Origin of the sequence: uncultured Aliivibrio sp., assembly GCF_946479765.1 — a bacterium.
Lineage (GTDB): Bacteria > Pseudomonadota > Gammaproteobacteria > Enterobacterales > Vibrionaceae > Aliivibrio.
On the sequence record NZ_CAMLHO010000026.1, the window covers coordinates 1 to 26,067 of the forward strand.

A 26,067-nucleotide genomic window follows, 5' to 3' on the forward strand; every position below is an offset into this window, starting at 1 on the left:
ATGAGCAAGTGATGTTCTTAGATGACTACATCGGATTGATTAAAAACTTATTTGATAGTGCTTTCAAATAATAGATAGTAATTTTCAATAATCAAAAGCATTAAGCCAAATAGAGTAGATGGAAAGCCCATTTACGTTGTTTGGCTTTGTTGTTTTTAAGGCTTATAAAACGCGTCTAACTTGCCAGAATGCTTTTTTCCAATATGGGTTATCTAAACTTGAAATGATCACGCCTTTTGAGGTGGATGCATGCATAAATTCACGATTGCCAATATACACGCCCACATGTCTTACCTTTATACTGGTTTTAAAGAAAACAAGATCGCCTTTCTTAGCCTTTGCTAATGGGATTTTTACTCCAGTAACAACTTGATACTGCGTTGTTCTAGGAAGTGATAATTGATGAAGGTTATTTAATGCATCTTGAGTGAACGCTGAGCAATCGACTCCGCTTTTGTTGGAACCTCCGTATTTATAAGGAACCCCTTGCCATTCTTGAAAGTAGTCTTGGTAATCATCTGATTGTAATAATTGAGGGTGCTGAGTTGTAATTTCTTGTTTGGTTAATTGTGGAGATGATGGGGAAGAGGCACAACCAAATAAACCAAGTAAAGCAAGAGCGCAGATAGATTGGCGAATCATAATCAATCCTAGATGATAAAAAGGCAATGTAACTATTTTGACCGATTATAGGTAGAAAAAGCAATATTAATACGAATATCACCTAGATAAGAGTTTGATTATGTTTGGTTGCATAATAAAACAGAGAAAGGATAATAGCGAAATTCAAAATAGTAGTGTGTGGTAGTAATGCGTCTTGATAAATTTGTTTGCAAGAGTACAGAGTTAACCAAGGATCAAGCATTGGTGATGATTCATGAGGGAAGAGTGAAAGTAAATAGTGACACTGTCACGATTAGGTCCGCTCAAGTTCATGAGAATAATGAAGTTACTCTTAATGGTTCTCTTTTAACACCTAGACCGTTTCGTTATTTGATAATGAATAAACCCGCGAATACAATTTGCTCCAATATTGATGAAGTCTACCCCTCGCTATTTAATTATATAACAGAAGGTAATAATGCAGAGTTACACATTGCAGGACGATTAGATTCCGATACCACAGGGTTAGTGTTAATTACGGATGATGGCCGTTGGTCTTATAATATCATCACACCAAGTAAGGAATGTGAAAAAGTATATCGAGTCGGTCTACGTAAACCGATAACAGAAGATGCGGCAGAAAAATTTGCAATAGGTCTTCAGTTACAAGGTGAATCACAACTCACACGACCTGCAAAGTTAGAAGTGATTACATCTCAAGAAGTGCTTTTGACTATTACAGAAGGTAAATTTCACCAAGTAAAACGTATGTTTTCTACGATTGGTAATAAGGTGACTTCTCTGCATCGTGAAAAGATTGGTGATATTAGCTTGGATGTGGAAGAAGGTGAGTGGCGCTATTTAACGGTGGGGGAAGTTCGATCTTTTGAAGAATAAGAAACAAGTAAGGCCATAGTGATAGTAGCCTTACTTGTGATTTAAACGCTATTTTTTTCTGAAAGGTTGAGTGAGCATCTTATCTAATCGTTGCTCTTTTTCGTTTCTAAATAAAGCAATCCCAATTTTCATATCTTCTTGGCCATCTCTCGGTCTGACTAAATACGTTTTTCCAATACGATCCCAAATAGATAAGAAGAAGCCGTAGTTATTATGCATTTCAGTCGCATGAATTGAATGATGAACTCGATGAAAATCAGGTGTAACCACTAATACTCGTACATAACGATCTAACCACTTTGGAATAAAGATATTACTGTGATTAAACATCGCGCTTACGTTCAAAATAATTTCAAATAAAATGACCACTTCAACAGGAATACCTAACAATCCAATTGCCGTAATTTTAACCAACATAGAGAAGGTTATTTCAATAGGATGAAAGCGTGAGCCTGTAGTTACATCGATATCCTGATCGGAATGGTGCATACGATGTAAGCGCCATAACAAAGGAACACGGTGGAAAGCTCGATGTTGCCAGTAGATCAACCAATCTAATAACAGGATGGATAGAAGTCCCGTTAGAAACGATGGCGTGTTTAGATAATTAAATAATCCCCACTGCTCTTGGTGTGTAATTAAAGCCGCATCAACCGCTAATAAAGGCAGAACTAGGCGAAGAATCAAACTATTAAATAAGACTAAGCCAATGTTACTAAGCCAACGCGTCGATTTTTTTTGAGTTAATACTTTTCGAGGCCATTGGTATTCAGCCAAAGAAAAAATGATAAATGCAACGATAAAACAGCCCAAACGAAGGGGGTCACTGTATTCAATCCAGTTAATTTCCATTAGGAATTCTCTTATAGAACTTGTTATTACCGACACTGTAAGTAAAATGCGTTTTTTTTTCCATATAAATAGCTTGGTTATTGCAAATGCGTATTCACAAAGTTCACCAATTACACATAGAAAGACTAGCTCGCTCTACAAAGCCCTTCAATGCACGAGGTGCTAATGTGGACCGTTGTAAGTTTTGTCAGGTACGTAAAGATTATTGTATTTGTGAGTATCAGCCTGAAAGTACGTCAAAAGCGGCTTTTTTATTGATTATGTTTGATACTGAAGTTTTAAAGCCAAGTAATACCGGTAAATTAATTGCTGATGTCATTCCTGAAACACATGCCTATCTATGGTCTCGTACTGAACCAAATTCAGAGATGTTAGCGTTACTGCAAGATGAATCATATCAACCATTTGTTATTTTCCCTGAAGAGCAGATTGAAAATAAAACGCTAGTTACGAATGATATTAATCTTGAAGAAGGTAAAACACCGTTGTTTATTCTTCTTGATGGGAGTTGGCGCGAAGCGGGGCGCATGTATCGTAAGAGTACTTACCTACATCAATTACCAGTGCTTTCATTTAACCGTGAACATCTTTCTAGTTATATCATGCGTAAAGCGTCGAAAGATCATCAACTGGCGACCGCTGAAGTGGCGAGTTTGGTCTTGGATTTATTTGGAGAGAAAGACAATGCAAGGCATTTAGAATGCTGGTTTGAACTATTTCGTGAGCATTATCTTTACAGTAAACGCCCAGTGAAAAGTACTGAACGAGGAATGGGCTTGGAACGATTGATTGAATTTCGTACAGAACTAAAAGGAAGCAACCAAATCTAATGGGATTTTGAGGTTCATTTCACACAAAATAAAGGGTAATTCCGCCTAGGTCACAGTCTGTATTTATAAAAATTAGATAAAATGACACCATAAAAATTTTAATAGATTAGGACAAGGATACCTTATGTACTACGGTTTTGATGTAGGTGGCACAAAGATTGAATTTGGCGCGTTTAACGAAAAACTTGAGCGTGTTGCTATAGAGCGAATTCCAACGCAAACTGAAGATTACGCACTATTGGTTGATGATATTGCAGGCTTAATTGCAAAGTACGATGCTGAGTTTGGCGTAGAGGGCAATGTTGGTTTAGGAATCCCAGGAATGGAAGATGCTGAAACGGGCGCTTTACTTACCAGTAATGTACCAGCAGCAAAAGGTCAGTTTTTGCGTAAAGATTTAGAAGCGAAAATTGGTCGCTCAGTAAAAATTGATAACGATGCTAACTGTTTCGCTCTATCAGAAGCGTGGGATGAAGAGCTTAAAGATTCTCCATCAGTAATGGGATTAATCTTAGGGACCGGCTTTGGTGGTGGTTTAATTTTTGATGGTAAAGCATTCTCTGGCTACAGTCACGTTGCTGGTGAGTTAGGTCATTCACGTTTACCAATCGATGCATGGTTTCACTTAGGCGAGAAAGCACCACTATTAGGCTGTGGTTGTGGTAATAAAGGCTGTTTGGATAGCTATCTTTCTGGTCGTGGTTTTGAATTGCTTTACGCTCACTATTACGGTGAAGAGAAAAAAGCGATTGATATAATTAAAGCGAATGAAGCAGGTGAGGCGAATGCTGTTGAGCATGTAGATCGCTTTATTGAACTGCTAGCGATTTGTTTTGCTAACTTATTTACCTGTTTTGACCCACATGTGGTTGCGTTAGGTGGTGGATTATCAAACTTTGATCTGATTTATGAAGAGTTGCCAAAACGACTTCCAAAACATTTATTGTCGGTTGCGCGTGTCCCTCGTATTATTAAAGCGAAGCATGGTGATTCAGGTGGTGTGCGTGGCGCAGCTTTCTTGAATATTAAATAAAATCATCGTTAGATTATACGGTAGATAGTTACATGTAGTAAGAAAATGCAGATAAAAAAAGAGCCTCGTGTTGTTTGTTATTAATAACAGATAAACAGAGGCTCTTTTTTTTGCAATGCGATTAGTTAAAAGTTAATTAACAATTAAGCACAACATTTTTTGTATTTTTTACCACTACCACAAGGACATGCTTCATTGCGGTTAGGTGTTTTTTCAAAGCGAGTTGTTTTAGGCTTGTTTAATACGCCTTCAAGCTCAAGAATATTTTCTTCTTTCTCAGCATTCACTTCGATGTTTGCGAATAAGTTATGCTCAGTAATCTGCGCTTCAATTTCAACTTTACGTTCTTCTGTTTGAACAACTAAAGTTAGTGGAGCTTCTTCAGTACCTAACTTAACGTCACGCTTAGTGTTAAAACCAGAGTTAACGTGGTTTTGACGAGTTTCGATACGACCTTTGAAGAACATTTTAGACATCTTGGAGCCTTATATTTTTTGGACACAGTATTTTAAGCACTTTATACCATCAAAGTGCCTAGCAATACACTAGAATACTCATTTATTTAAACTCTCGAACCTAACGGAATAATCGTTACTTTCTCACCAATATCTACCGATTCAACCTCAGGTTGTACTTCAATTAAGCAGTTTGCTTCGCTCATTGAACGTAAAATACCAGAGCCTTGTTTACCTGTGGTAACTACTTCCATTTGGCCATTTTGGTTAATAGAGTAAATACCACGGCTATATTCTGTTCGGCCCGTGCGAGAGCGAATGAATTCTTTTGCTATCGCCGTAAAGGTTTCAGGTTGCCAGTCGTCTTCACCTTGAAGTTTACGTAATGCAGGCTCAACAAATTGTAAGAACGCCACTATTACCGCGACAGGGTTACCCGGTAAACCAAAGAAAGGCGTGTCACCAATATGACCAAAAGCAAGAGGGCGACCCGGACGCATATTAATACGCCAGAAGTTAATATTGCCTAATTTATCTAAAATCGTTTTGATGTAATCGGCATCACCAACCGATACACCACCAGAAGATAAAATCATATCCGCTTGTTGTGATGCTTGAGAAAGCGTTGATTCTAAAGCTGTTTCACTATCTTCAATGATGCCAAAATCAATCACTTCACAGCCTAGTTTCTGCAATAATGCCGTTAATGTGAAGCGGTTGGAGTCATAAATAGAATTGGCTTTTTGTATTTCTCCCGGAGCCTGAACTTCATCACCAGTAGAGAAAATAGCCACTTTAGTTTTATTGAATACAGGTATAGAGGCAATACCAAGAGAAGCAAGCATACCGACTTCAGGCGCTGTAATGCGTGAACCTTTAGCAATACAGATTTGATCGATAGCGAGATCTTCACCCGCAAGACGAACGTTTTGGCCTTTACGAATGCCAGATTTTCCTGCATCAAAGCGGACTTGATCGCCTTCTTGAATCGCTTGTTCTCGCATGATCACAGTATTGCCATTTTCAGGCACTGGTGCCCCCGTCATGATCTTGGCGGCTTGGCCGTGTTGAAGAGGGAGATCATAACTGTGACCAGCCATAATTCCGGCAACCACAGTGTAACTTTCACGCTCTATATCATCCCCACAAATCACATAGCCATCCATTGCTGAATTATTATGTTGAGGAACATTGATTGGCGATAAAATATCTTGGGCCGCTAATGCATTAATAGAGTCGATTAAAGAGACATTACTTTGTGAATTTAGCGGTTTTATTGCTTCTAAAATCTTAGCTCTGCCTTGGCTAACAGATAAAAACGCAGGTGATAATTCATCGCAGTTAGCGGATAAGTCACTCTGTTGTTTGTGTTGCTGCTGTTTCACGTATTCAACAATGAATGCAGTAATCGCATCGGTGTCATTGATGTCCATTTGAGGCAGTTCTGATTCTGCTTTTGAGTCTGACGCAATCGCAATAATGTTGTTATCTTCAGGGAAGATCCACGGTTTACCTACTTCATCGCGGTGCAATTCAATCTTTGTGTATGGCAGTTGTTTAAATCCTTCAATAAGGATCAAATCCAGTTCAGTTTGATCTAACTTATTGATTAACTGTTGGCAGGTGGTTTCTTCATCTGGTGTTTCAGTAATTAATGCATTACGAAAACGCGAGCTAATTAGCATTTGGCTAGCGCCGGCTTTACGTAAACGGTAGCTGTCTTTGCCTTCTTGGTCGATATCAAAATTATGATGAGCGTGTTTGATGACTGCGACTTTTAGTCCCATTTCATTCAGTTTTGGCAATAGCTTTTCTAGTAATGTCGTTTTACCTGTGCCGCTATAAGCAGCAAAACCCAATAGTGGGATAGACGCAGTCGTTAAGCTCATAATAAAGATCCAAATTGTTCGAGTTCTTGAGGGCTATTCAAATTGATAAAAGCATTTGGGTAAGCAGAGAAATCAGCAAAAACAGTATTACACTCTTTGTATAATAGGATGATTTTTCTATCTCCGCGTGCTAAGAAGGCATCAATTTTAGGAATAATACGTTTATGCATTAAAGTGACGACCGGTTGCATGTATTCGCCATCATGAGCGACCACAATATCAGTGTCTTCTTTTACTGCATCACACAATAAAGAGACAAGGTTGTCAGGCAGGTTAGGGGAATCGCAAGGAATAAAACCAACCCAATCAGAATTCATATTGATTAAGCCTGAATGCATTCCTGCCAGTGGACCGGGGTAATCACTAAATTGGTCTTTAAATGTGACGCCGTAACGAGAGTACTCTTCAATACTTCGATTCGCATTAATGGCAATCTGATCCGTTTGCGGCGTTAAAATTTCAATGGCATGTTCAATTAGAGGTTTGTCTTGAAAAGTCACAAAGCCTTTGTCTTGACCACCCATACGGCGGGCTTGTCCACCCGCTAAAATTACCCAACTAGTTTGCTTTGGCTGGAGCATACTTATCCTTGCTAACAATCACTTTTAATGGGGTTGATTCTATCAGCTTTGCATCCGAAATAGTCCATTGGCGATGACAAATTTCAGTTAGGGCGTTAGTTTGATGACTAGTAACGACAATACTTGAACTGCGATCGAGCAGATCTTTTGCCATAATAACTAATAGATCAATCGATTCTTGGTCAACACTGGCGCTTGGTTCATCCATTAATAAGATAGAAGGCTTTAATACCCAAGCACGAGCCATAGCGACACGTTGCTTTTCACCACCAGATAATACAGAAATGTGTTCATCAGCTAAGGTTTCAAGACCTACCATGCGTAGCGCATTAATCACCATGTTACGTTTTTCAAGTTTATTCATGGTGGTGTATTTCATACCATAAATAACATTATCGAAAACCGTACCATCAAACAAAAATGGGTTCTGATGTAAATATACGATTTGATTGTTTCCAGATCGTCCGAATAAACGAGCAGTCCAGTGAGGTTGATTCAGGTTTAATTTACCCGTTGTTGCGGTCTGTAAACCAGATAAAATTTTAAGTAAGGTTGTTTTACCTACACCATTAGCACCACGTAAATAGACCGATTCTTTTGGGCCTAGCGACAAATGTGGGATGTGGAAAAGCACACGATCATTAAATCGCATTGATAGATTATCGGCAGTAATTCTTATTGTCATTTTTTATGCCTACTAAGTACGTAAATACCCTTTACCACGAGTGATAGAGAGTAAGAAGTTTAACACTAGCGCTAAGATTAATAGCACCATACCAAGAGCAATCCCTTGAGCAAATGCACCTTTTTGGCTTTCCATCGCGATTGCGGTTGGAATATTCCGAGTGGCATTGAAGATGTTACCGCCGACCATCATAGAGCAGCCGACCTCGGTTATGATCCGAGAAAAACCAGCAATAACTGCGGCTAGAATAGGGAATCGAGTTTCCCAAATTAAACTACCAAAAGCACGAGGTAGTGACGCTCCTAAAGTAAATGCGGTTTCCCATACTCGACGGTCACTGTGTTGAAATGCGCCATGCATCATGGCAACCATAATAGGGAAACAGATAAACATCTGACCAATGATCATCGCTTCTTGCGTAAAGAGTAGCTGCCAGTCTCCCAAAGGTCCCGAGCGAGAAAGCATCATATACAACAATAAACCGATAACCACGGTAGGTACTGATTGTAATGTATTAATAATAGAGAGCAGTAGCCACCGTCCCGGAAACGAGCCATAAGCAAGTGCAAATGCCAGTAATAAAGCAGGGAGCAATACAACCGCCATTGCAAATAATGAAACAGAAAATGAAACACCAACGATGCTCCATAATGCAGTATCACCACTAAACAGTAATTGAATTGCTTCGTGAGAGGTGGCTAATATGCTCATGGATTATTTAGCGTCCGCAGTAAATAGTTGTTTGCCACTTAGTTTAAAGCTATTAATCATTGTTTGGCCTTTATCACTGATTAACCAATCACTGAATATTTGCGCGCCTTTAGTGTTTAAGTTGTTGTAACGCTCAGGGTTGATTAGGATTACCTGGTATGGATTAAATAGACGCTTATCGCCTTCAACCATGATTTCTAAGTCTAATTTGTTTTGGTAAGCTAACCATGTACCACGGTCTGTTAATGTGTAAGCTTGCAGTTCAGAAGTCATGTTTAATGTTGGTCCCATGCCTTGACCTACGGCTTTATAACCACCGAAGTTAGGTTCAATTTTAGCTTGTCCCCAAAGGATTAATTCTTTTTTGTTTGTGCCTGAGTCATCACCACGAGAAACGAAAGTTACGTCAGTTTCTGCCATTTTCTTAAAGGCAGCAGTAACCTCTTTCATGCCGTGAATGTGTGCAGGATCAGTTTTAGGGCCTACAAGCACAAAATCATTATACATTAGTGCTTTTGGGTCAACACCATAGCCTTTTTCAACAAATTCTGCTTCTGCTTTAGGGGCGTGAGTCATTACTAAATCAACGTCACCGTTTTCACCCATTTTAAGGGCTTTGCCTGTACCTGCGGCAAGAACTTGAACTTCATAACCGGAATCTTTTTTAAACTCAGGTAATAAATAATCTAATAAACCTGAATGGTAAGTACTGGTTGTTGTTGCCAAACGAACGGTGCTTGTGTCATCTGCATAAACGTTCGCAGCAGAAAAAGAACCAAGAGCCAGTGTAGCCATAACTGAAAATGTACTGATTTTATTGTTCATGTTATATCCATGTAATGAAAGGTAATATCGTTAGTAAATGTCTCAAAATAATAGACTCATTACCATTAAAGCAATCATTATGCCAAAATTTATACTGATGATTTTGTATATAACATAATGATATATAAGCAATTGAATGCTATTTTTATATAAAAACCTTACAAAAAATGTGACTAGGACAAAATGTCTCATTAGAAAGGATACATTTTGCAGAATACAGGTTAGAATAATTAGGACATTTTGACCCACAAATCCCTGTCAGTACTATTAATTAGGAAATATTATGGTAGCAAAATCAGATTGGCACGCATTCTCAGTTCTTGTGGTTGATGATGAAATAGGTATGCAAACCATACTAAAAAAAGCATTAAGTAAACAATTCGGTCAAGTTCATACCGCAGGAACGATTGAAGATGCAGAAGTAATTCGCCAATCTCACCATCTTGATCTAATTATCTTAGACATTAATTTGCCGGGGCAAACGGGATTAGAATGGCAAGAAAGTATTGCTTGCGATTTTCGTAATTATGATGTGATATTCATGACAGGGTATGCAGAGTTAGATACCGCAATTCAAGCACTTCGTTTAGGGGCTGCTGATTTTATATTAAAGCCATTTAATTTAGAAAACATGCTACAAGCGGTGAGACGGTGTATGGATCGACGTCTTGTTGAACGTACTAATTTTGCGCTGCAAAGAGAAGTTGAAAAGAATAACCCAATAGAGATCATTGGTAATGCAGAAAAAACCTTACAATTAAAACAAATGGTGGCTCAACTTGCGCCCTCAAACGCTGCGGTTTTAATTGAAGGTGAATCCGGTACTGGTAAAGAGCTAGTTGCTCGTGGTTTGCATCAATTAAGTCATCGAAATGGTCCATTTGTGCCTTTAAACTGTGGCGCGATTGCCCCTGATCTTTTAGAGAGTGAATTGTTTGGTCATACATCAGGTGCTTTTACTGGCGCGAAAAAAGCTCGAGAAGGTCTATTTAGAGTTGCAAATAATGGCACCTTGTTTTTAGATGAAATTGGTGAGATGCCAATTGGGATGCAATCATCATTACTACGAGCGTTAGAGCAAAAAGCGATTCGTCCTGTAGGTTCTGAAAAAGAGATCCCAGTTGATGTTCGTATTGTAGCGGCAACCAATCGAAACTTGCTTGAAGAAGTAGAAAAAGGCAATTTTAGAAAAGATCTTTTTTATCGATTGAATGTCCTTACAGTGTCATTGCCAGCCTTGCGTGAACGTAAAGCGGATTTGGCTTGTTTGACTGAGCATTTTTCACACATGATCGCTAAAGAAATGGGATTAAAACCAATTCACTGGGCACACGAAGATATAGCTGCCATGACTCAATATGATTGGCCGGGGAATATTCGTGAGCTTAAAAATATGATTGAGCGTTGTATTTTACTCGGTAAACCGCCAGTAGATCACTGGTCTAGCTTACAAGGTGATACGCCACTGCATCAATCATCGAATCAAGAGCAGATGCTAAATCAAGAACCAACTGAATGTACTTGTATGCCGGAGATGGATGAATACCCTGACCAGTGGACATTAAAAGAAGTTGAAAAGAAGCACATAATTACGGTTGTAGATTTGCATGACGGGAACAAGTCAGCGGCCGCAAGGCAACTAGGTGTTGCTCGTAAAACATTAGAGAGAAAATTTAAAGAGTGGAGTGAAGAGATCGCATGATGTTATCTCCTCTTTTATGGAAACGTAGAATCAAAACCATGGTGAGATATCGCTTATTGTGGTTAAACTCTGTTCCTTTATTTCTCACATTGCTTGCTTTAGTGATTATTACTGCGTTTTGGTCGGTGCATTATACGTGGCAAAACGCACTCAATGATGTTGGAAGTAAATTATCAATAGCGAAGAATAGCGTTGATTTTCTGCAACAAGAGCAGGGGGCTGAACTTCGTGCTTTTGTTGAGTCATATCAATTTCAAACAAGATTAAAAAATAATGATCCAGATCTTCAGTATTGGGCTGAACACCAAGCTGATAACTATAATTCTGATTTTATTGTTGTTCATCCTATTGATTATATTGAACACCTCCCTGCATCATCGGTTAACGCATTGTCATTAGGGATCTCTCGTACCTTTTTTCAAGTGATGACGAATGAAGATTTAAAGAATATTAGTTCGGAATTAAGCACTCAAGTCCAAGTTATCAATAAAGAAAACGGCAGTATTGAAAAGCGGGGACTGGTGATTAGAACCCTAATCCCTATTTTTAATAAGGAAGGTAACTTAGCTTGGATAGTTGATAGTGGCATTATTCTTAATAACAGTACTTTTTTGGTTGATAGGATCCGAGACCTTATTTATCCAGAAGGCGACTTAGCGTCAGATAATTATGGCACAGTCACTCTGTTTTTAGATGATTTACGTATTAGCACTAACGTACCATTACATAATGATTTTGCGAATAAATCTCTAAATCAAGGTCGAGCAATAGGAACAAGCGTCTCTCCTGAAGTAAAAGAAAGTGTAATTCAAAATAGAGAACGTTGGGTTAACCGAGCTTATGTGTATAACAATTGGTATATATCAGCTTATCAACCAATAAAAGGTATGGATGATAATGTCATCGGCATGTTATATACCGGATATTTAGAGTGGCCTTTACTTAAGCAATATCTACAAAATCTAGTAGAGGCAGGAGTAACGATTTTAATTACGTTGTTGTTATCAACTATTTTTGTACACAGAGGGGCAAGAGATCTCTTTCTGCCAATTGAAAAAATTCATTATGTTGTTAAATCAGTTCAAATGGGCAAAAATGTCCGAATTGGAAATTTAGGATTAGATAATAACCATGAGCTTACGAGTTTGGCTCAACAATTTGATAATATGTTGGATCAATTGCAGCAGCGAAATATTGAGATCCAAAGAGCGTCTAAAGAATTAGAATCAAAAGTTGAGTCTCGAACAGCAAGTCTGCATGAAAAGACGATTGAGCTTGAGCAATACATCAAATTATTAAAACAAGCACAAGATAAGCTTATTATGAGTGAAAAGTTAGCGTCTCTTGGAGAGTTAACTGCGGGTATTGCTCATGAAATTAATAACCCAACGGCTGTGATTTTAGGTAATGCAGAGCTAATTAAGTATGAACTAGGTGATGGTGCTCATGTCATTTCAGAAGAGCTAGACGCGATAATGGAACAGATTGACCGTATTCGGAATATTACTCGTAGTTTACTGCAATATAGTAGACAAGGAGGTATTCAAGATGAGGTCACGTGGCAATATATCAATCCAATTATTGAAGAGAGTGTCATCTTAGTTCGAACTGGTGCGAATAAGCGGGATATTGAGGTGGAATTCGATTTTCAACAACCGCCACGAGTAGAAGTTAATAGACATCATTTATTACAGGTGCTCGTTAATCTACAAATGAACGGTATTCATGCAATGAACAGTAAAGGAAAGTTAATTATTCGTAGTAGAACGTGGTATGAAGGCGAAATTGAACTTGGTGCGATCATTGAAATTGAAGACTTTGGTTTAGGAATGAGCTCAGATCAGCTAAATAGAATATTTGACCCTTTTTATACGACTAAGCGTGATGGAACAGGGCTTGGACTTTCGGTTTCTCAAAGTTTATTAAGCCAAACGAATGGAGAAATAAAAGTTCGTTCTAGGTTGGGAGAGGGCTCGGTATTTACCGTATTCTTACCTATAAAATACGAGTGTTCTCAATATGATAACTTGGTTGGATGATTTTATACCCTAAGATAATTAGTTCATGCTAATTATGAAGATGGGTATGATAAATCCAAAAAGGAAAAAAGAATGACTAATAAAATGTTATCCTCTTCACAAAATATGGCACAACTTCAAAGTTTGTACTTTTTATAACCATAATGTTTACGAAATTCGTTGATATTATGATTATGATATAGGATAGTTAGCTCGTCCGGTTATGACCCCGAACAGTACTAAATTAAGCCACATTCTGAGACGTGTGGCTTTCCTTTTTCTTCCCCTTTACTTATTGTTTTACCTATTCTTTTCTAGATGTATCCATTCTATTTTGTATTAAAAAATCTAATCAATAATGACGATATTATCAGTCTGATCTGTATGTAATTGAGTTTTATTTTGTTCGGTAAGTTGTTCTTTCATACTTATATGAACCCAAAATGAATAATGTGCTCACTAATCATTAAGATACGACCCTGTAATCTTACTCCTAAGTTAACGAATGAATCTACTTGGAGAAAAATTATGAGCCCATTAAGCATTGTAATCATCACATTAAATGAAGAAAAACGAATCGGTCGTTTATTGGAAGATTTAACAAAACAAACAAATCAAAACTTTGAAGTGGTCATTGTTGATTCAAACAGCGAAGATGCCACATGTGAAGTTGCTCAGGCCTTTGCAGCGAGTATTTCTGATTTAATGATCCACAAAATGGATAAACGTGGTGTTAGCCTAGGTCGTAATACTGGCGCATCACTCGCTAAGCATGAACGCTTACTATTTTTAGATGCAGACGTAAGCCTAAAAACAGATTTTCTTGAGAGAGCAGCAACACAATTAGCTGAGAAAAAATTAGAAGTCGCTGGTGTGTATATGGGCTCTAAAGGGCTTCCTATTGCTCATCGAGTAGGCTACGGTTTATTTAACTTAGGTTTATTTGCTACTCAATTCACTTTTCCAACTGCCGTTGGTGCGTGTATTTTCTCAACAAAGCGTGCGCACAATGAATTGCAAGGTTTTGATGAAAACATCACTTTATGTGAAGACTGCGATTATGTGAAACGAGCAAGTCAAACCTGGCGTTTTCGATTTTTACCAATGACGTTTGAGTTTGATCCACGTCGATTAGACCAAGATGGTTTATTTACGATGGGGGCTACGTATTTAAAAGCCAATATTCGCCGCTTTTTCTTTGGTGAGATGCGCAATAACGAGATGGAATATAAATTCGGTCATTATTCTGAGCAAAAGTAACCAGCATAGGTAAGCGTGCTTATGTATGATTCTATGGCATTATTTACGGGCGCATTATTGGATGCGCTCATAGGGCCAAATTTATTTGTGCCGGGTGAGCCGTTCTTAATTGCAGCCGGTTTTCAGCTTCATCAAGGCGTTTGGGCTGGCGTTATTGCAGTATTGTTCGGTGGTCTTATTGGTGATCAACTCAGTTATTGGATTGGACGTCGCTTTGGCCGAAAGGCTCAGACACGATTAATGAACTGGCAACCAAAAACTCGCCGACCCATTGCTCGCTGTCGCTTGTTACTTCAGAGAAAAGGTAATTCGGTCTTATTGTTTGCTCGCTTATTAGGACCAGTGGCTTGGATCGTTCCCTTTATCGCTGGTGTAAATAATATCGAGTGGCGACGATTTTCATTGTTTGCATCTATTGGATTACTACTTGGTGTGGGTCAATTTGTCTTATGGGGGTATTTACTCTCTTATGGGATTGATGCCTTTCCATTGATGAGTGATATGACACTATTTGTCACCGAGCATAAACAATCAATAGTGACCTTGTTACTGATAGTTATTTTTTTCGTGATGGCAAAGAAGTTTCAATGGAAAAATATTGGCAAGAAATCAGTAGCAGTAGTTGTGAGTGCTATTATTTATTTGAATTATAGTCATTTTTTTTGGGTCGCTGATGATGTAATAGAAAAGTCAATTCCTGCACCATTGCATTTTGATGAAACAAAAACATCTTTCAAAGCTTTCCCTGGAGTATCTTCTTTTTTTGATGCGCAAGCGGTTAATATCGCACTTATTGGCCATCACCCTCAATCTATAATGGTGCAATTAGGTTGGATTGAGAATAAAACGTTTTCTCGTGATGATATTGAATTTGTTGATTATCTCTCACTGATTAAGAATAAAACGCCACCGGTTTCTGATCTATTTTGGAACGGGCGGATACAAGATATGGCATTTCAATTACCGGGCGATTTATTAAAGAGAAGTCATATTCGGTGGTGGAGTGCAGGTAAGAACGAAAATAATGAACAAGTATGGTTAGGAGTACTAAGTTACGATGATGGGTTAACGATTACCGCTTATCGAGGTATTGTGACTATGTTACATAGCATTGATCCTAATGTAGATGAGGAAAGAGAACGATTAAAAACGAGTATTGATACTTTTTTTCTCGATTTAACGACCTTAAATATAGCTTATGCAGAACCGATCACTGAAGATGAACAACATGATTACTATTCTGATGGAAAGATACTAGTTATTGGTTTATCACAGAGTTTACTCATCGCAAATAATTAGGGTCGTTATTGACCCTAATTTAGATTGTCAGAATACGATGTTTAATAAAGCAGAAAAACGATCACTCTTTTACTCGTGGGAAGGTTAGGGTGGCTTTTAGTCCTCCCATTGCACTCTTTGATAATTCAAGCGAGCCGCGATAACTGTGCGCCATTTCACTCACAATATTTAGCCCAAGACCTGTTCCTGGAGTCGTTTCATCCAAACGGATACCACGTTTAATGACTTGTTCAAACTCTGATTCAGGAATACCTTCACCATCATCCTCAATCATTATACGAATTTGATTTGCTTCAACTTCCTTAGAATGAACACGGATCATTGAATGTGCCCATTTATATCCATTTTCAAGTAAGTTTCCTAGCATCTCATCGAGATCAGTTTTATCGACGGCGATATGATCTTCACTGTCTAGCTCATTTATTAATATCACGTCACGTTCAGCATAGACTTTATCAAATGCCATTGAGATCGCATCTACTCGTTCAGAGGGTGAGGTGGCCACTGAGAGGATATTCATTGAACCTGCCATGCGAGCACGACTAAGGTGATAATCAATATGTGCTTGCAGTTGAGCAATAGGAGCAGATAACCGATTTTTATCTTCAACGCTCAAATATTCTAATTCATTTTTTAGTACCGATAGAGGTGTCTTTAATGAATGAGATAAATTACCGGCATGATGACGAGCACGTTCAAGTAACTCTTGGTAATGAAATAATAGTGCGTTGAGATCAGAAACCAATGGCGCGATCTCTTGAGGATAATGCTGACTTAATGCCTGTTGTTCACCTTTACGCAGCATAACTAACTCAGATTGCATTTTAGCTAAAGGGCGAAGTGACCAGCTGACTTGAATACCGATAAGAAACAATATGCCACTAAACAATAAGCCCAGAATAACCCAAAGCTGTCCTGTGAGTTGCTGCAATGTTTTTTCTAGAGGATCTTCATCAAGACCAATAGTAATCGTCACAGGGGTTTTTATTTCAGGAAGATAAATTTTCTTTTGAATATAAATAAGTTTTTCATTATTAGCCCCTTTAACATTAGGGCTAATATCTAACGTATCTTCTTCGAATGTGAGCTTTTTATCCCATAAAGAACGAGAACGTAACTCTGTACCTTTTGTATTAGCTGTCCAGTATAACCCGCTATAAGGTTGATTAAAGCGAGGGTCAGATAACCGAGAAGGCATGATGAGATTACCTTCACTGTTTACTTCGATATTGGCGGTGATTTCATCCATAGAAAGAGAGAGCTGATCTTTCTCATCCTGGACTAAATAGTCACTGACTAGTTTTGGAATACCAATACCCGCCGCTAAGATCATTGCAGATAGCCAAAAAGCCGCAGCAAGAAGCAAGCGGCTTTTTAAACTCAATTTATTGAACGTACCTTTAAGGTGCTTAGGTGCTCTTTTCACTATAGGCCTTTATTTTTAAGGGTTTAATTGATAACCAAGACCACGAACTGTTTTTATTATATTAGGGGCGATCTTTTTACGAATACGACCAATAAAGACTTCAACGGTGTTTGAATCACGATCAAAATCTTGTTTATAAATATGTTCAACTAAGGTTGTTCTTGAAATTACTTTTTCTGGATTATGCATAAAATAGGCAATAACTTTGTACTCAAGCGCAGTTAAGCTTACCGCTTGTTCTTGCCATAAAACTTTGGAACTTCTTGTATCTAAACTTAAATCGCCAATTTTTAGAATAGGGGAGGCGTTTCCTGATGCTCTACGTAATTGAGCACGAATACGAGCAATTAATTCCACCATTTCGAAGGGTTTAGTTAGATAATCATCAGCGCCTGCATTTAACCCTTCAACGCGTTGAGATAACGTATCACGGGCACTTAAAATAATGACTGGCGTATTAATGTTTTCATCACGGAGGCTTTTTAAAACGGTTAAGCCATTTAATTTAGGTAGACCGAGATCAAGAACAATTGCATCCCATTCTTCAGTTGTTGCTCTATATAAAGCATCAATCCCATCTTGAGATAACTCTGGGACCCAATCTGCGCTTTCTAATGTGTCTATAATTTGTTCGCCTAGACGAGGGTCATCTTCTACCACTAAAATTTTCATTGTAATTTTTGTCTCTAGTAATTATGTAGGGATTATTATTTCAAGGCAGATCGTATGTCACGACCCTTGATTTCTATAATGGCTAAGGTTGTTGCGTTATACTCAACTTTGATAACATTATTATCATGAACAAGCTTTAATTCATAAGTCCATTCATCGTCATCTTCCTCTAGTTCAACCTTAATGATGCGACCATGAAAATCTTTATCGACCATGGCGTATAGTTCGGAAAATGGTTTTACTAGCCCTGCTTGAACTGCATCATAGACTTCATCTTGATCTTCCTCTATCTCGATTCGAGCTTCACTTTGAGGAACATCAATGACCAATTTATGTCCATTTTGATGTTCATTCGCTAATGCGCTTTGAGATAGGGAGAGAAGGGTAAAGAGGGCAGCTAGGTATAACGCTGATTTCTTTCGCATGGGATTTCCTAGTTGAGTGAACACAGAAGAAGTATAAAACAACGAAGATGAATAGAACATGAATTTTAGTTCAAAAAAAGCCTACTCATAATGAGTTATTCTGATAAATGTGTAAATTATTGTGAGTGATTGTGTTTTTTCATGGTGCAAATAATAAGGTGTTGATTCTAATCGATAAATGTTACTTATTGTGATTGAAATCATAATTATTTGACTGTTTTTTTGCCTTTTTTAAAAATATTTGACTGGTTTTACGTTTTTTAAGCTGCTAGAGTCCCATCCCTCACGCATCAAGTGGGATACCCATGTTTAAAAATAGCAATGAAAATAGCGATAAACTAGTTCCAACACTTACTATAGGATTTATCCTTTTATTTCTTCTCTTTGCTCTTGTTGATCTCTCAACATTTACAGCAACGATTCAAACCATGTTCATGTCAGCATCGACAATGTTTGGCTTGTGGTGGCAGTGGTTAATGATCATCACGTTTGTTCTCGCCCTTATCATAGCGATGAGTAGCTATGGTAAAATCAAAATGGGTGGTGAAGAAAAACCAACGTTCGGTACATTTAAATGGGTCGCAATGATCATGTGTACTTTACTTGCTGGCGGTGGCGTTTTTTGGTCAGCCGCTGAACCTATCTTTCACTTCATCACGCCTTCTCCAACTTTCTCCGATATTAAAGGTGGTACTCTTGCTGCGGTAACGCCAGCATTAAGTCAAAGCTTTTTGCATTGGGGCTTTCTAGCATGGGCTGTATTGGGTACATTAAGTACGATTGTACTAATGTATGCACATTATAACTGTGGTGTTAAATTGCGTCCTCGTGCGCTGCTATATCCAATTTTAGGTACGAAACTTGAAAATCATTGGTTAGGCTCATTAATCGATGCTTGTTCTATTATTGCTGTTGCAGCAGGTACTATTGGCCCAATTGGCTTCTTAGCAACACAGCTTAGCTATAGTCTGACCGTACTCACAGGGCTTGAAAGCACGCTGATGAGCCAAATGGGTCTTTTATCTATGATTGTTGCCATTTATTCAGTTTCAGCCTTCACAGGGATGGACAAAGGCTTACAGTGGTTAAGCCGAATGAATGTTATTGGCGCTGTGACGTTACTAGTCGCTATTTTAGTACTAGGTCCAACAAGCTTTATCTTTACTGAGTTTGGTCTGGCATTTGGTAACTATATTCAACACCTTCCGGAAATGAGCTTAAGCACTGCAGATCCTGCATGGAACTCATGGTGGACGTGGTTCTTCTGGGGTTGGTTCATTGGTTTTGCACCGATGATGGCTATTTTTATTGCTCGTATTTCTAAAGGACGCAGTATTCGTGAGCTTGTAATTACTGTAGCAATTATTGCTCCTATCGCGACAAACTTTTGGTTCTCTGCATTGGGTGGTACGGGTATTTTCCTTGAGCTACAAACGCCAGGTAGTATTTCTGGCCCGTTACAAGAAGCCGGATTACCTGCGGTATTACTCGCGTCATTAGAGCAGTTACCGTTAAGTTGGTTGTTAATCCCTGCATTCTTAGTGCTGACGACAACGTTTGTTGCTACAACGGGTGATTCAATGGCCTATTCAATTGCAATGGCAGTTGAGGGTACTGATACTCCATCACGTTACCAACGTCTGTTTTGGGCAATAATGATGGGTGTGGTTGCTGGTGTATTATTGATTGCCGGAGACGGTGGACTAAATGCTCTACAATCTTTCATTGTGATCACAGCGGTTCCAGTATCAATCTTACTTGGCTTTACGTTTATTTCGGCACCGATTGCCGTATTACGAATGAAAAAAGTAGAGCAAGAAAGCTACCAGTCTGAAGCGGTTAGCCAGAAAACAGCGACTGCATAACAGATAAAGAACAATACTGAATGAAAGGCTTATCGCAGGATCTGTGGTAAGCCTTTTTTAATATCTGCTATTTGAGTGAGAAACGAATAGTAGATCGATAAATGAACTATGATTTTAGTGTTGATACAACAAGACATTCGTCCAGAGCACACCGTGCAAAATTTTGCTAATGATATGATGGGGTAAGAATGAAAAATAAAGCCGTTACTTTACAACAATTATTTCTTAGAGAGACTCTGGGAAGGCCAATCGCAGAGCGAGGAAGTCAATCACTAACGGAAATTCAACTAGAGCAATATGATCAGTGGTTGTCTGAGAAACGTGATTTTTCAGTTGAAGAGGTATGTGCATCCCATTGGATTAAGTCATGTACAGCGGGTTACATTACCGAGGTTATTTTCAAGGCGAGTGGCAGCTTAACTGAATTTACGTTGTTTGATAGATTAAAAACGGTCGGGCAGTGGGAGTTAGATGATGGTTTATTGTATGTATCAATATTTAAAGGTGAAAACCAATACGATTTTGTAATTGTGGCAAACTCTAGCGTTAACATTCACTCTGCGATTGAATACAAAAATGATGAACTTCATTCCTATCTTAAATTAGCTCAGACGAGAGTGTAAATAGAAGATGGGTCGCTTATGACGACCCACCGTGACATTTTCTATTAATCATTAATATCGAAATATTACACTCTTTTCCAAACTCCCCATTCACCAGAAGCTTCAGGGTTATTACCTTGAGTCCACCACTGAGCTTGATAAGTTATGCCGTTAACGGTCACTTGGTCACCGCTATTATAACTTGCAGTTGCATCCCATGTTGAATCAGGATCTACGGGTACTGTTGGAGGTGTTGGTTCTATTGGAGCTGGCGGAGTTGGTTCAATAGGAGCCGGAGGAGTCGGTTCTACTGGATTTGTTGTTGGAGTTCCGCTGATCACTTCCCAAACACCAGTTGTACTTGTTGCTGGGTTATCACCTTGGTTCCACCATTTAGCTTGGTAAGTTACTCCACTTACAACAACTTGATCGCCAGTGTTATAAACCTTATTTGCATCCCAAGTATTTGTTGGATCTACCGGGTCGGTGGGATCAGTCGGCTCTGTTGGTAAAGAATCAACCACACGAGTCACAGGCCAGTTAGCGTGAGATTCATAGAAGTTAGTGACACATTTTTCATAATCACCAGGGACAAGCGCAGAATATGCAGTTTGGAAGCCCACTAATTCACACTCAAAAGAAGCCCCCTCAGGACGATCAGAATAGTATTTCCAATTACCATCCCAGTTAGTATAAAGCACATCGGTTGCACCATTTAAATTCAAACTGCCATAAGGGGTTTGTTGCCAACAGGTATTTGCTTCATCCGCTTCTACTGGAATTTGGTAATGTTTTGCCAAACCCTCCCAATAGCGAATACGGTTAACGGGCTGGCCTTTATCTTTGTTTTGTTCTCCACACTCAATACCGCCATTAATCACGTTAATCGTTGTACCAAATCCGTAGCCGATACCCGCATTAGTTTCTCGTTGAGAAGGGGTCCAAGTACGGTCGATAACATGCAGCATGGCAGGTTTTGGTGCTTGGGGTGTTAAAAAGAACCAAATTGCTGAGGCAAGGTTTAGCCAAGAATCAGCGACTAACCCTGGATTATTTAGTAATACTGTCGCATCACCACCGTACATCACTTCAGAGAAAGCACCGTAGTTAAAGTGGTAAGATAATTGTTTAGCACCACGACCAAAGTAACCTTCACCAGCGGCACAGGGCCAGCGTTTGTTTTGCCAATCATTTTGGCCACAGCCGGTAGTGTATCCTTCTTGACCTTCAGACCACCCCATTTCACGAACGTGCACTAAGGCTTGTTGCCACTCTTCAAGGGCAAGAGGGTTGTCAGAAATGTTATCGATAGCAATGTGACCGCCAGTTTCTTGAGAGAAATGAGCAAATGCCGTTACGATGGATTTTTTACAAATGGCATCAGAGTCGCGTCCATCCGTATAGTCACCACAAAAAGCAGGGAACTTACCAATAGCACGCAAAAAACGAGTATAAGTGTATTCAGGCGCTGCCATTTGGGTTAAGAAAAACCATTCAGATTGAGGAAAAACACGCTCAACACGTTTCACGTTCGCAGGATTTGTTGCAACTCCTGCATCAATCGCTTCTACTGCGGTATTAGGTAATGTTTCTAATGCTTTAGCCCAGACGTCATACATAGGGTCTAATGTTTTCGCATCTTCGGCAGCCTTAATTTCTGCTTTAGAAACAATATAACCTGTTGGGTTTTCGGGATCAGGCTGAGGGTTCATAGTAAAACTATTGGCTGCAAAACTACAAGCGAGTAGTGTTGGTAATAAAGCAAGTTTAAACATTATTAACGCTCCTTGTGATAATTTAAAGATTAAATTAAGTTGGAATAACTATAGGAGTTTTTATAAAGTTTAGTTATCTAGATAGATAAATCAGTTTTAACTATGCGAGTTGTTTCAAAGAGTATAAATTATAAGCAAAAGCATATTCACAATGTGATTAGCACTACAGTCAAGGAAATGTATTAATGATAAGCATTAGAGCAGCAGAGAAAATCGATTTAAAAAAGATCTATGAAATAGAAACCGAAGCGTTTGGTAATCATGGATATCCCTCTTTTTTCATTAGACAGGCGTTTGATTGCTGGGCTAATGGACTGCTAGTTGCCAAAAAAGAGAAAGAAATTGTAGGCTATCTTTTACAAGTGCCATCAAGCGCAATAAAAGGAGATGCATGGGTATTATCATTGGCTGTGGCAAAGAAAGCGCAAGGCATTGGGCTTGGTAAACAATTACTAGAAACAGCGATTGAGAATGCCAATGGATACAAACGATTACTCTTAACGGTATGCCCAAAAAACACAGGTGCATATGCTTTGTATCAATTGTATGGTTTTTATTTATTAGAAGAAGAGCAAGACTATTTTGATATTGGTGAAGACCGTCTTGTTTTAGCTCTGGATATTGCAAAGTAACTTGTTATTGTATCTTTTAAGAATAAAAAATAGTTAACATTAAAGGTGGAGAGAGCATGGAAATCGATTATAAAGTCAATGAACCTATTACTGCAGAGCAGTTTATTATTCTGTTAAAGAAAACCTCTTTAGGTGTTCGTCGTCCAATTGATGATGTTGAAAAAATACAAGCCATGCTTGATAACTCAAACCTAATTGTGACCGCATGGGGCGATGGGGAATTGATTGGTATTGCTCGCTCAGTTACTGATTTTAACTTTTGTTGTTATTTATCGGACTTAGCAGTAGACGAAAGTATTCAATCTGTCGGGATTGGAAAATATCTTATCTTGGTGACCAAAGAAGAGCTAACGCCTGATTGTAAATTAATCTTACTCGCGGCACCAAAGGCAGAAGGGTATTACCCAAAAATTGGCTTTGAAGCTCACAATAGTGCATGGGTTTTATCGGATGCAAGTCAATTGGCTCTTTTCTAGCAAGGTAATAAAATGATATCAATTAGTGTATTAGGTTGCGGTTGGTTAGGTTTACCTCTAGCTAAAGGTTTAGTGAATGATCTCTTTCAAGTTAAAGGCTCTGTGAGAAGTGAGGAAAAAACAGAAGCATTAAAGCAAATTTCTGTTATTCCCTATGTCTTAGACCTTGATAAGCAAGAACAAGATTGGGCGCCGTTTTTACATTCAGATATTCTTGTTATCGCGATACCATCGAAGAATATTGAGGGTTTTTCCTCGCTTATTGCTTTAATAGAACAGTCTTCAATTAAGCACCTTGTATTTGTGAGTTCAACGTCGGTTTATGCTGATAAAAATGGGGTAGTCACTGAAGATCAATCGGCATTAAACGCTTCAGTCTTATATCAAATAGAGTCTTTATTTACCCAATCAACGGCTTTTAGTACCACTATTATTCGTTTTAGTGGTTTGGTAGGTTACTCACGAAATCCTGGGCGATTCTTTGCTAAAAGTGGGCGCTCAGTGAGTAACCCAGACGCACCAGTTAATATGATCCACCAAGATGACTGCGTTGAGTTAATTAAGCAGATCATAAAACAAGAGAAATGGAACAATCTCTTTAATGCCTGTGCCGATACGCATCCAACAAAGCGAGAGTTTTATACACAAGCCACGCAACGTATAGGCATTGCTCCGCCTTGTTTTATCGAATCAGATGAACAAACCTTTAAAATCATCAGTAATCAAAAGATTAAAGACACATTAGGGTATGAGTTTATTTATCCCGATGTGATGAAAATTACTTACGACGAATGTTAATTCACTAAAGCGCGATTCTAACTAAGGACAGAATAATGAAGAACTCATCAGCAACAAACCCACTAATAACAAGCACATGGTTAGCTGAACACCTTAATGATGAAAAACTGGTCATCGTCGATGCTTATATGGCGAATGTCGTTGGTAAAGAGCCTTTAGTTTATGAGGAATTTTCTTGTTTGCCTAATGCTCGCAAGCTTGATGTAGAAGTTGAATTTTGTGATCACGCCTCTGCTCAGACTCATGCATTACCGACTGAAACGCAGTTTACTCAAGCAATACAGAAACTAGGCATTAATTCAGATTCAATCGTTGTTTTATACGATAACCAAGGTATTTACTCTGCTCCTAGAGCGTGGTGGACGTTTAAGGTGATGGGATTTGAACATGTTTACGTTCTGGATGGCGGATTACCTCAATGGCTAAAAGAGGGAAGAGAAACCGCATCAGAATACACAACAACATCGATATTAGGTAATGCGACTGCGAAAGCGGTGAAAGGCTTAGCATGTGACTCGGACGAAGTACTTAGCGTAATAAATACCGATGTTGCAATTTTAGATGCACGTGGAGAAATGCGCTTCTTAGGTAAAGCGCCAGAACCACGAGAAGGAGTTCGTAGTGGTCACATTCCAAGTTCGAAAAACATCCCGTTTTCCATATTGTTAGATAATTATACCTATCAAGATGAAGAGACATTACGAGCTATTTTTACAGAAAGAGTGCCATCAGTAGATACAAAAACCTATTTCAGTTGTGGCTCAGGTATTACCGCGTGCATCTTAATGTTAGCCGCCGTATCTATTGGTTATAAAGAGGTCGTTTTATACGATGGCTCATGGGCTGATTGGGGAACTAATCACTCGTTGCCGATAGAGTAATTAAAGTAAGGGTGATCTATGAGAGACATTTTAAGAGCAAAAATCATCACGGTGTGTGATAAGAAAATAGAGCAAAAAGGAGATAATGTAGGCTTGCCTTTTTATGCTTTCTTTGCTAATAAAAACGATGATCCAGAGTTATTAATGGAAGCGGCAACGTGGTGGATTGCTACCCATAAATTAGATCACTTTGAAAAAGCAATTAAGATAAAAACAATGATTCAAGATGGGCAATAAATGAAAATAGAAATTCGCCAAGGCACAATAGAAGATGTACTCGAGGTAGATGCGCGCATCTCAGAGGTAGTACTAGAGTAAAAAATCACTCTTTATGGTCTACAATCAAAGAATAGGTAAACCAAATAATACTTTGAAATACTAAGCTCAGAATAAAGGATGATTCAATGGAAAGAATTACGTTTAAAAAAGTCACAACGTGTGAATATCCCTCATTGTTTGGGATATATAAAACGTATTTTCACTCTATAATTGAAGGCTCACTTGGCTGGGATGAAATGTTTCAACAACAACGCTTTATCGATTCATATCCTCAAGAGTGGTTTGATTGGGTTATGTTTAGCGGAGAGCGTTTAGGGTTAATCTGTACTCATTTGGATCTTAACAAAGCACATGTTCATCTGTTTATCATTTTTAAAAAATACCAAAACAAAGGAGTAGGTGCTTCTGTAATGAGATGCTATCAGCATCATTTCAGTGACAGGGTCACCAAGATAAGCCTTTCTTCATTTAAAAATAACCCCAAAGCTATCCAGTTTTATCACGGATTAGGGTATAAAATTGTCGGAGAAGATGAACACTTTGTCGATATGGAACATTCACTGCTTTATTCTGGACAACTTGGGGGTTAACAAAGA

At 38.6% G+C, this 26,067-nt stretch carries 28 protein-coding genes; 16 read left to right on the forward strand and 12 right to left on the reverse strand.

What is annotated here, in order from left to right:
- Positions 1-71 (forward strand): DUF3802 family protein (locus tag Q1K78_RS10980; RefSeq protein ID WP_300178401.1); only part of this gene is annotated, 71 nt, incomplete at its 5' end.
- Positions 72-162: 91 nt separating this feature from the next.
- Here Q1K78_RS10980 and Q1K78_RS10985 read toward each other — a convergent pair.
- Positions 163-642 carry an NlpC/P60 family protein gene (locus Q1K78_RS10985; RefSeq protein WP_300178226.1) on the reverse strand — a complete coding sequence of 160 codons (480 nt, stop codon included), beginning with the start codon at positions 640-642 and terminating at the stop codon, positions 163-165.
- A gap of 168 nt (positions 643-810) precedes the next feature.
- Here Q1K78_RS10985 and Q1K78_RS10990 point away from each other — a divergent pair, with 168 nt between their 5' ends.
- Positions 811-1,500 carry a pseudouridine synthase gene (locus Q1K78_RS10990; protein ID WP_300178229.1) on the forward strand — a complete coding sequence of 230 codons (690 nt, stop codon included), beginning with the start codon at positions 811-813 and terminating at the stop codon, positions 1,498-1,500.
- A 48-nt stretch (positions 1,501-1,548) separates the two neighbouring features.
- On the opposite strand, the gene Q1K78_RS10995 is transcribed toward Q1K78_RS10990, so the two are convergent.
- Positions 1,549-2,352: a sterol desaturase family protein gene (locus Q1K78_RS10995; RefSeq protein ID WP_300178232.1), complete on the reverse strand. Its 804-nt coding sequence runs from the start codon at positions 2,350-2,352 to the stop codon at positions 1,549-1,551.
- Positions 2,353-2,438: 86 nt separating this feature from the next.
- Here Q1K78_RS10995 and Q1K78_RS11000 point away from each other — a divergent pair, with 86 nt between their 5' ends.
- Together Q1K78_RS11000 and nagK are read left to right on the forward strand one after the other, a co-directional pair.
- Entirely contained in the window at positions 2,439-3,182 is a 744-nt protein-coding gene (locus Q1K78_RS11000; RefSeq protein WP_300178236.1) for a tRNA-uridine aminocarboxypropyltransferase, read from the forward strand.
- A 124-nt stretch (positions 3,183-3,306) separates the two neighbouring features.
- The gene (nagK, locus tag Q1K78_RS11005; RefSeq protein WP_300178239.1) at positions 3,307-4,215 is read left to right on the forward strand and encodes an N-acetylglucosamine kinase; all 909 of its coding nucleotides are present in this window, start codon (positions 3,307-3,309) and stop codon (positions 4,213-4,215) included.
- 143 nt (positions 4,216-4,358) lie between these two features.
- Here nagK and Q1K78_RS11010 read toward each other — a convergent pair whose 3' ends face one another.
- The 6 genes from Q1K78_RS11010 to Q1K78_RS11035 form a co-directional block, all read right to left on the reverse strand.
- Positions 4,359-4,691, reverse strand: coding sequence for a PBPRA1643 family SWIM/SEC-C metal-binding motif protein (locus Q1K78_RS11010; RefSeq protein ID WP_300178242.1), 333 nt, complete (start codon positions 4,689-4,691; stop codon positions 4,359-4,361).
- Between the two features lie 86 nt (positions 4,692-4,777).
- Positions 4,778-6,559 carry a bifunctional molybdopterin-guanine dinucleotide biosynthesis adaptor protein MobB/molybdopterin molybdotransferase MoeA gene (locus tag Q1K78_RS11015; protein WP_300178244.1) on the reverse strand — a complete coding sequence of 594 codons (1,782 nt, stop codon included), beginning with the start codon at positions 6,557-6,559 and terminating at the stop codon, positions 4,778-4,780.
- A complete protein-coding gene (gene mobA / locus Q1K78_RS11020; protein WP_300178247.1) occupies positions 6,556-7,140 on the reverse strand; it encodes a molybdenum cofactor guanylyltransferase MobA in 585 nt (194 codons plus the stop codon). Before mobA ends, Q1K78_RS11015 begins: the two co-directional genes overlap by 4 nt.
- A complete protein-coding gene (locus Q1K78_RS11025) occupies positions 7,118-7,825 on the reverse strand; it encodes an energy-coupling factor ABC transporter ATP-binding protein (RefSeq protein WP_300178250.1) in 708 nt (235 codons plus the stop codon). The genes mobA and Q1K78_RS11025 overlap by 23 nt, the downstream gene beginning before the upstream one ends.
- 12 nt (positions 7,826-7,837) lie before the next feature.
- A complete protein-coding gene (locus tag Q1K78_RS11030; protein ID WP_300178253.1) occupies positions 7,838-8,536 on the reverse strand; it encodes an ABC transporter permease in 699 nt (232 codons plus the stop codon).
- A 3-nt stretch (positions 8,537-8,539) separates the two neighbouring features.
- Positions 8,540-9,361: a substrate-binding domain-containing protein gene (locus Q1K78_RS11035; RefSeq protein ID WP_300178256.1), complete on the reverse strand. Its 822-nt coding sequence runs from the start codon at positions 9,359-9,361 to the stop codon at positions 8,540-8,542.
- A 283-nt stretch (positions 9,362-9,644) separates the two neighbouring features.
- On the opposite strand from Q1K78_RS11035, the gene Q1K78_RS11040 reads away from it, so the two are divergent.
- The 4 genes from Q1K78_RS11040 (at position 9,645) to Q1K78_RS11055 (ending at position 15,640) form a co-directional block, all read left to right on the forward strand.
- Positions 9,645-11,063 (forward strand): sigma-54 dependent transcriptional regulator, encoded by a 1,419-nt coding sequence (locus Q1K78_RS11040; protein ID WP_300178259.1) that lies wholly within the window; start codon positions 9,645-9,647, stop codon positions 11,061-11,063.
- Positions 11,060-13,102 carry a cache domain-containing protein gene (locus Q1K78_RS11045; protein ID WP_300178264.1) on the forward strand — a complete coding sequence of 681 codons (2,043 nt, stop codon included), beginning with the start codon at positions 11,060-11,062 and terminating at the stop codon, positions 13,100-13,102. Before Q1K78_RS11040 ends, Q1K78_RS11045 begins: the two co-directional genes overlap by 4 nt.
- A 507-nt stretch (positions 13,103-13,609) precedes the next feature.
- Positions 13,610-14,341 (forward strand): glycosyltransferase, encoded by a 732-nt coding sequence (locus Q1K78_RS11050; protein ID WP_300178266.1) that lies wholly within the window; start codon positions 13,610-13,612, stop codon positions 14,339-14,341.
- A gap of 21 nt (positions 14,342-14,362) precedes the next feature.
- Positions 14,363-15,640, forward strand: a complete 1,278-nt coding sequence (locus Q1K78_RS11055) for an LssY C-terminal domain-containing protein (protein WP_300178269.1) — start codon at positions 14,363-14,365, stop codon at positions 15,638-15,640.
- Between the two features lie 61 nt (positions 15,641-15,701).
- Here Q1K78_RS11055 and Q1K78_RS11060 read toward each other — a convergent pair whose 3' ends face one another.
- From Q1K78_RS11060 to Q1K78_RS11070, 3 genes are read right to left on the reverse strand one after another with little or no spacing between them, the layout of a single operon-like run.
- Positions 15,702-17,066, reverse strand: coding sequence for an ATP-binding protein (locus Q1K78_RS11060; protein WP_300178272.1), 1,365 nt, complete (start codon positions 17,064-17,066; stop codon positions 15,702-15,704).
- A 15-nt stretch (positions 17,067-17,081) separates the two neighbouring features.
- Entirely contained in the window at positions 17,082-17,738 is a 657-nt protein-coding gene (locus tag Q1K78_RS11065) for a response regulator transcription factor (RefSeq protein WP_300178275.1), read from the reverse strand.
- Positions 17,739-17,773: 35 nt separating this feature from the next.
- Positions 17,774-18,163 carry a PepSY domain-containing protein gene (locus Q1K78_RS11070; RefSeq protein WP_300178278.1) on the reverse strand — a complete coding sequence of 130 codons (390 nt, stop codon included), beginning with the start codon at positions 18,161-18,163 and terminating at the stop codon, positions 17,774-17,776.
- Positions 18,164-18,468: 305 nt separating this feature from the next.
- On the opposite strand from Q1K78_RS11070, the gene Q1K78_RS11075 reads away from it, so the two are divergent.
- Positions 18,469-20,028: a BCCT family transporter gene (locus Q1K78_RS11075; RefSeq protein WP_300178281.1), complete on the forward strand. Its 1,560-nt coding sequence runs from the start codon at positions 18,469-18,471 to the stop codon at positions 20,026-20,028.
- Between the two features lie 188 nt (positions 20,029-20,216).
- A complete protein-coding gene (locus Q1K78_RS11080) occupies positions 20,217-20,651 on the forward strand; it encodes a hypothetical protein (protein WP_300178284.1) in 435 nt (144 codons plus the stop codon).
- Positions 20,652-20,716: 65 nt separating this feature from the next.
- Here the strand turns inward: Q1K78_RS11080 and Q1K78_RS11085 are convergent, their stop codons facing one another.
- Positions 20,717-22,405, reverse strand: coding sequence for a glycoside hydrolase family 19 protein (locus Q1K78_RS11085; RefSeq protein ID WP_300178287.1), 1,689 nt, complete (start codon positions 22,403-22,405; stop codon positions 20,717-20,719).
- 185 nt (positions 22,406-22,590) lie between these two features.
- On the opposite strand from Q1K78_RS11085, the gene Q1K78_RS11090 reads away from it, so the two are divergent.
- The 6 genes from Q1K78_RS11090 to Q1K78_RS11115 all read left to right on the forward strand — a co-directional run bounded on the left by Q1K78_RS11090 (position 22,591) and on the right by Q1K78_RS11115 (position 26,061).
- Positions 22,591-23,037 (forward strand): N-acetyltransferase, encoded by a 447-nt coding sequence (locus Q1K78_RS11090; RefSeq protein ID WP_300178290.1) that lies wholly within the window; start codon positions 22,591-22,593, stop codon positions 23,035-23,037.
- A 56-nt stretch (positions 23,038-23,093) separates the two neighbouring features.
- Positions 23,094-23,513: a GNAT family N-acetyltransferase gene (locus Q1K78_RS11095; RefSeq protein ID WP_300178293.1), complete on the forward strand. Its 420-nt coding sequence runs from the start codon at positions 23,094-23,096 to the stop codon at positions 23,511-23,513.
- Between the two features lie 12 nt (positions 23,514-23,525).
- Positions 23,526-24,311 carry an SDR family oxidoreductase gene (locus Q1K78_RS11100; protein ID WP_300178296.1) on the forward strand — a complete coding sequence of 262 codons (786 nt, stop codon included), beginning with the start codon at positions 23,526-23,528 and terminating at the stop codon, positions 24,309-24,311.
- Positions 24,312-24,346: 35 nt separating this feature from the next.
- A complete protein-coding gene (locus Q1K78_RS11105) occupies positions 24,347-25,192 on the forward strand; it encodes a sulfurtransferase (protein WP_300178299.1) in 846 nt (281 codons plus the stop codon).
- Between the two features lie 18 nt (positions 25,193-25,210).
- Positions 25,211-25,429, forward strand: coding sequence for a DUF6500 family protein (locus Q1K78_RS11110; RefSeq protein ID WP_300178302.1), 219 nt, complete (start codon positions 25,211-25,213; stop codon positions 25,427-25,429).
- A 167-nt stretch (positions 25,430-25,596) separates the two neighbouring features.
- Positions 25,597-26,061: a GNAT family N-acetyltransferase gene (locus tag Q1K78_RS11115; protein WP_300178305.1), complete on the forward strand. Its 465-nt coding sequence runs from the start codon at positions 25,597-25,599 to the stop codon at positions 26,059-26,061.
- Positions 26,062-26,067: the final 6 nt, after the last annotated feature.

Coding starts and splice junctions, on each gene's coding strand:
- Q1K78_RS11040 (WP_300178259.1), top strand. CDS start 9,645: ATGGTAGCAAAATCAGATTGGCACGCATTCTCAGTTCTTGTGGTTGAT.
- Q1K78_RS11050 (WP_300178266.1), top strand. CDS start 13,610: ATGAGCCCATTAAGCATTGTAATCATCACATTAAATGAAGAAAAACGA.
- Q1K78_RS11075 (WP_300178281.1), top strand. CDS start 18,469: ATGTTTAAAAATAGCAATGAAAATAGCGATAAACTAGTTCCAACACTT.
- Q1K78_RS11115 (WP_300178305.1), top strand. CDS start 25,597: ATGGAAAGAATTACGTTTAAAAAAGTCACAACGTGTGAATATCCCTCA.
- Q1K78_RS11045 (WP_300178264.1), top strand. CDS start 11,060: ATGATGTTATCTCCTCTTTTATGGAAACGTAGAATCAAAACCATGGTG.
- Q1K78_RS11025 (WP_300178250.1), bottom strand. CDS start 7,825: ATGACAATAAGAATTACTGCCGATAATCTATCAATGCGATTTAATGAT.
- Q1K78_RS10995 (WP_300178232.1), bottom strand. CDS start 2,352: ATGGAAATTAACTGGATTGAATACAGTGACCCCCTTCGTTTGGGCTGT.
- Q1K78_RS11085 (WP_300178287.1), bottom strand. CDS start 22,405: ATGTTTAAACTTGCTTTATTACCAACACTACTCGCTTGTAGTTTTGCA.
- Q1K78_RS11080 (WP_300178284.1), top strand. CDS start 20,217: ATGAAAAATAAAGCCGTTACTTTACAACAATTATTTCTTAGAGAGACT.
- nagK (WP_300178239.1), top strand. CDS start 3,307: ATGTACTACGGTTTTGATGTAGGTGGCACAAAGATTGAATTTGGCGCG.
- Q1K78_RS11055 (WP_300178269.1), top strand. CDS start 14,363: ATGTATGATTCTATGGCATTATTTACGGGCGCATTATTGGATGCGCTC.
- Q1K78_RS11010 (WP_300178242.1), bottom strand. CDS start 4,691: ATGTCTAAAATGTTCTTCAAAGGTCGTATCGAAACTCGTCAAAACCAC.
- mobA (WP_300178247.1), bottom strand. CDS start 7,140: ATGCTCCAGCCAAAGCAAACTAGTTGGGTAATTTTAGCGGGTGGACAA.
- Q1K78_RS11105 (WP_300178299.1), top strand. CDS start 24,347: ATGAAGAACTCATCAGCAACAAACCCACTAATAACAAGCACATGGTTA.
- Q1K78_RS10985 (WP_300178226.1), bottom strand. CDS start 642: ATGATTCGCCAATCTATCTGCGCTCTTGCTTTACTTGGTTTATTTGGT.
- Q1K78_RS11035 (WP_300178256.1), bottom strand. CDS start 9,361: ATGAACAATAAAATCAGTACATTTTCAGTTATGGCTACACTGGCTCTT.
- Q1K78_RS11030 (WP_300178253.1), bottom strand. CDS start 8,536: ATGAGCATATTAGCCACCTCTCACGAAGCAATTCAATTACTGTTTAGT.
- Q1K78_RS11095 (WP_300178293.1), top strand. CDS start 23,094: ATGGAAATCGATTATAAAGTCAATGAACCTATTACTGCAGAGCAGTTT.
- Q1K78_RS11065 (WP_300178275.1), bottom strand. CDS start 17,738: ATGAAAATTTTAGTGGTAGAAGATGACCCTCGTCTAGGCGAACAAATT.
- Q1K78_RS11100 (WP_300178296.1), top strand. CDS start 23,526: ATGATATCAATTAGTGTATTAGGTTGCGGTTGGTTAGGTTTACCTCTA.
- Q1K78_RS10990 (WP_300178229.1), top strand. CDS start 811: ATGCGTCTTGATAAATTTGTTTGCAAGAGTACAGAGTTAACCAAGGAT.
- Q1K78_RS11090 (WP_300178290.1), top strand. CDS start 22,591: ATGATAAGCATTAGAGCAGCAGAGAAAATCGATTTAAAAAAGATCTAT.
- Q1K78_RS11015 (WP_300178244.1), bottom strand. CDS start 6,559: ATGAGCTTAACGACTGCGTCTATCCCACTATTGGGTTTTGCTGCTTAT.
- Q1K78_RS11000 (WP_300178236.1), top strand. CDS start 2,439: ATGCGTATTCACAAAGTTCACCAATTACACATAGAAAGACTAGCTCGC.
- Q1K78_RS11070 (WP_300178278.1), bottom strand. CDS start 18,163: ATGCGAAAGAAATCAGCGTTATACCTAGCTGCCCTCTTTACCCTTCTC.
- Q1K78_RS11110 (WP_300178302.1), top strand. CDS start 25,211: ATGAGAGACATTTTAAGAGCAAAAATCATCACGGTGTGTGATAAGAAA.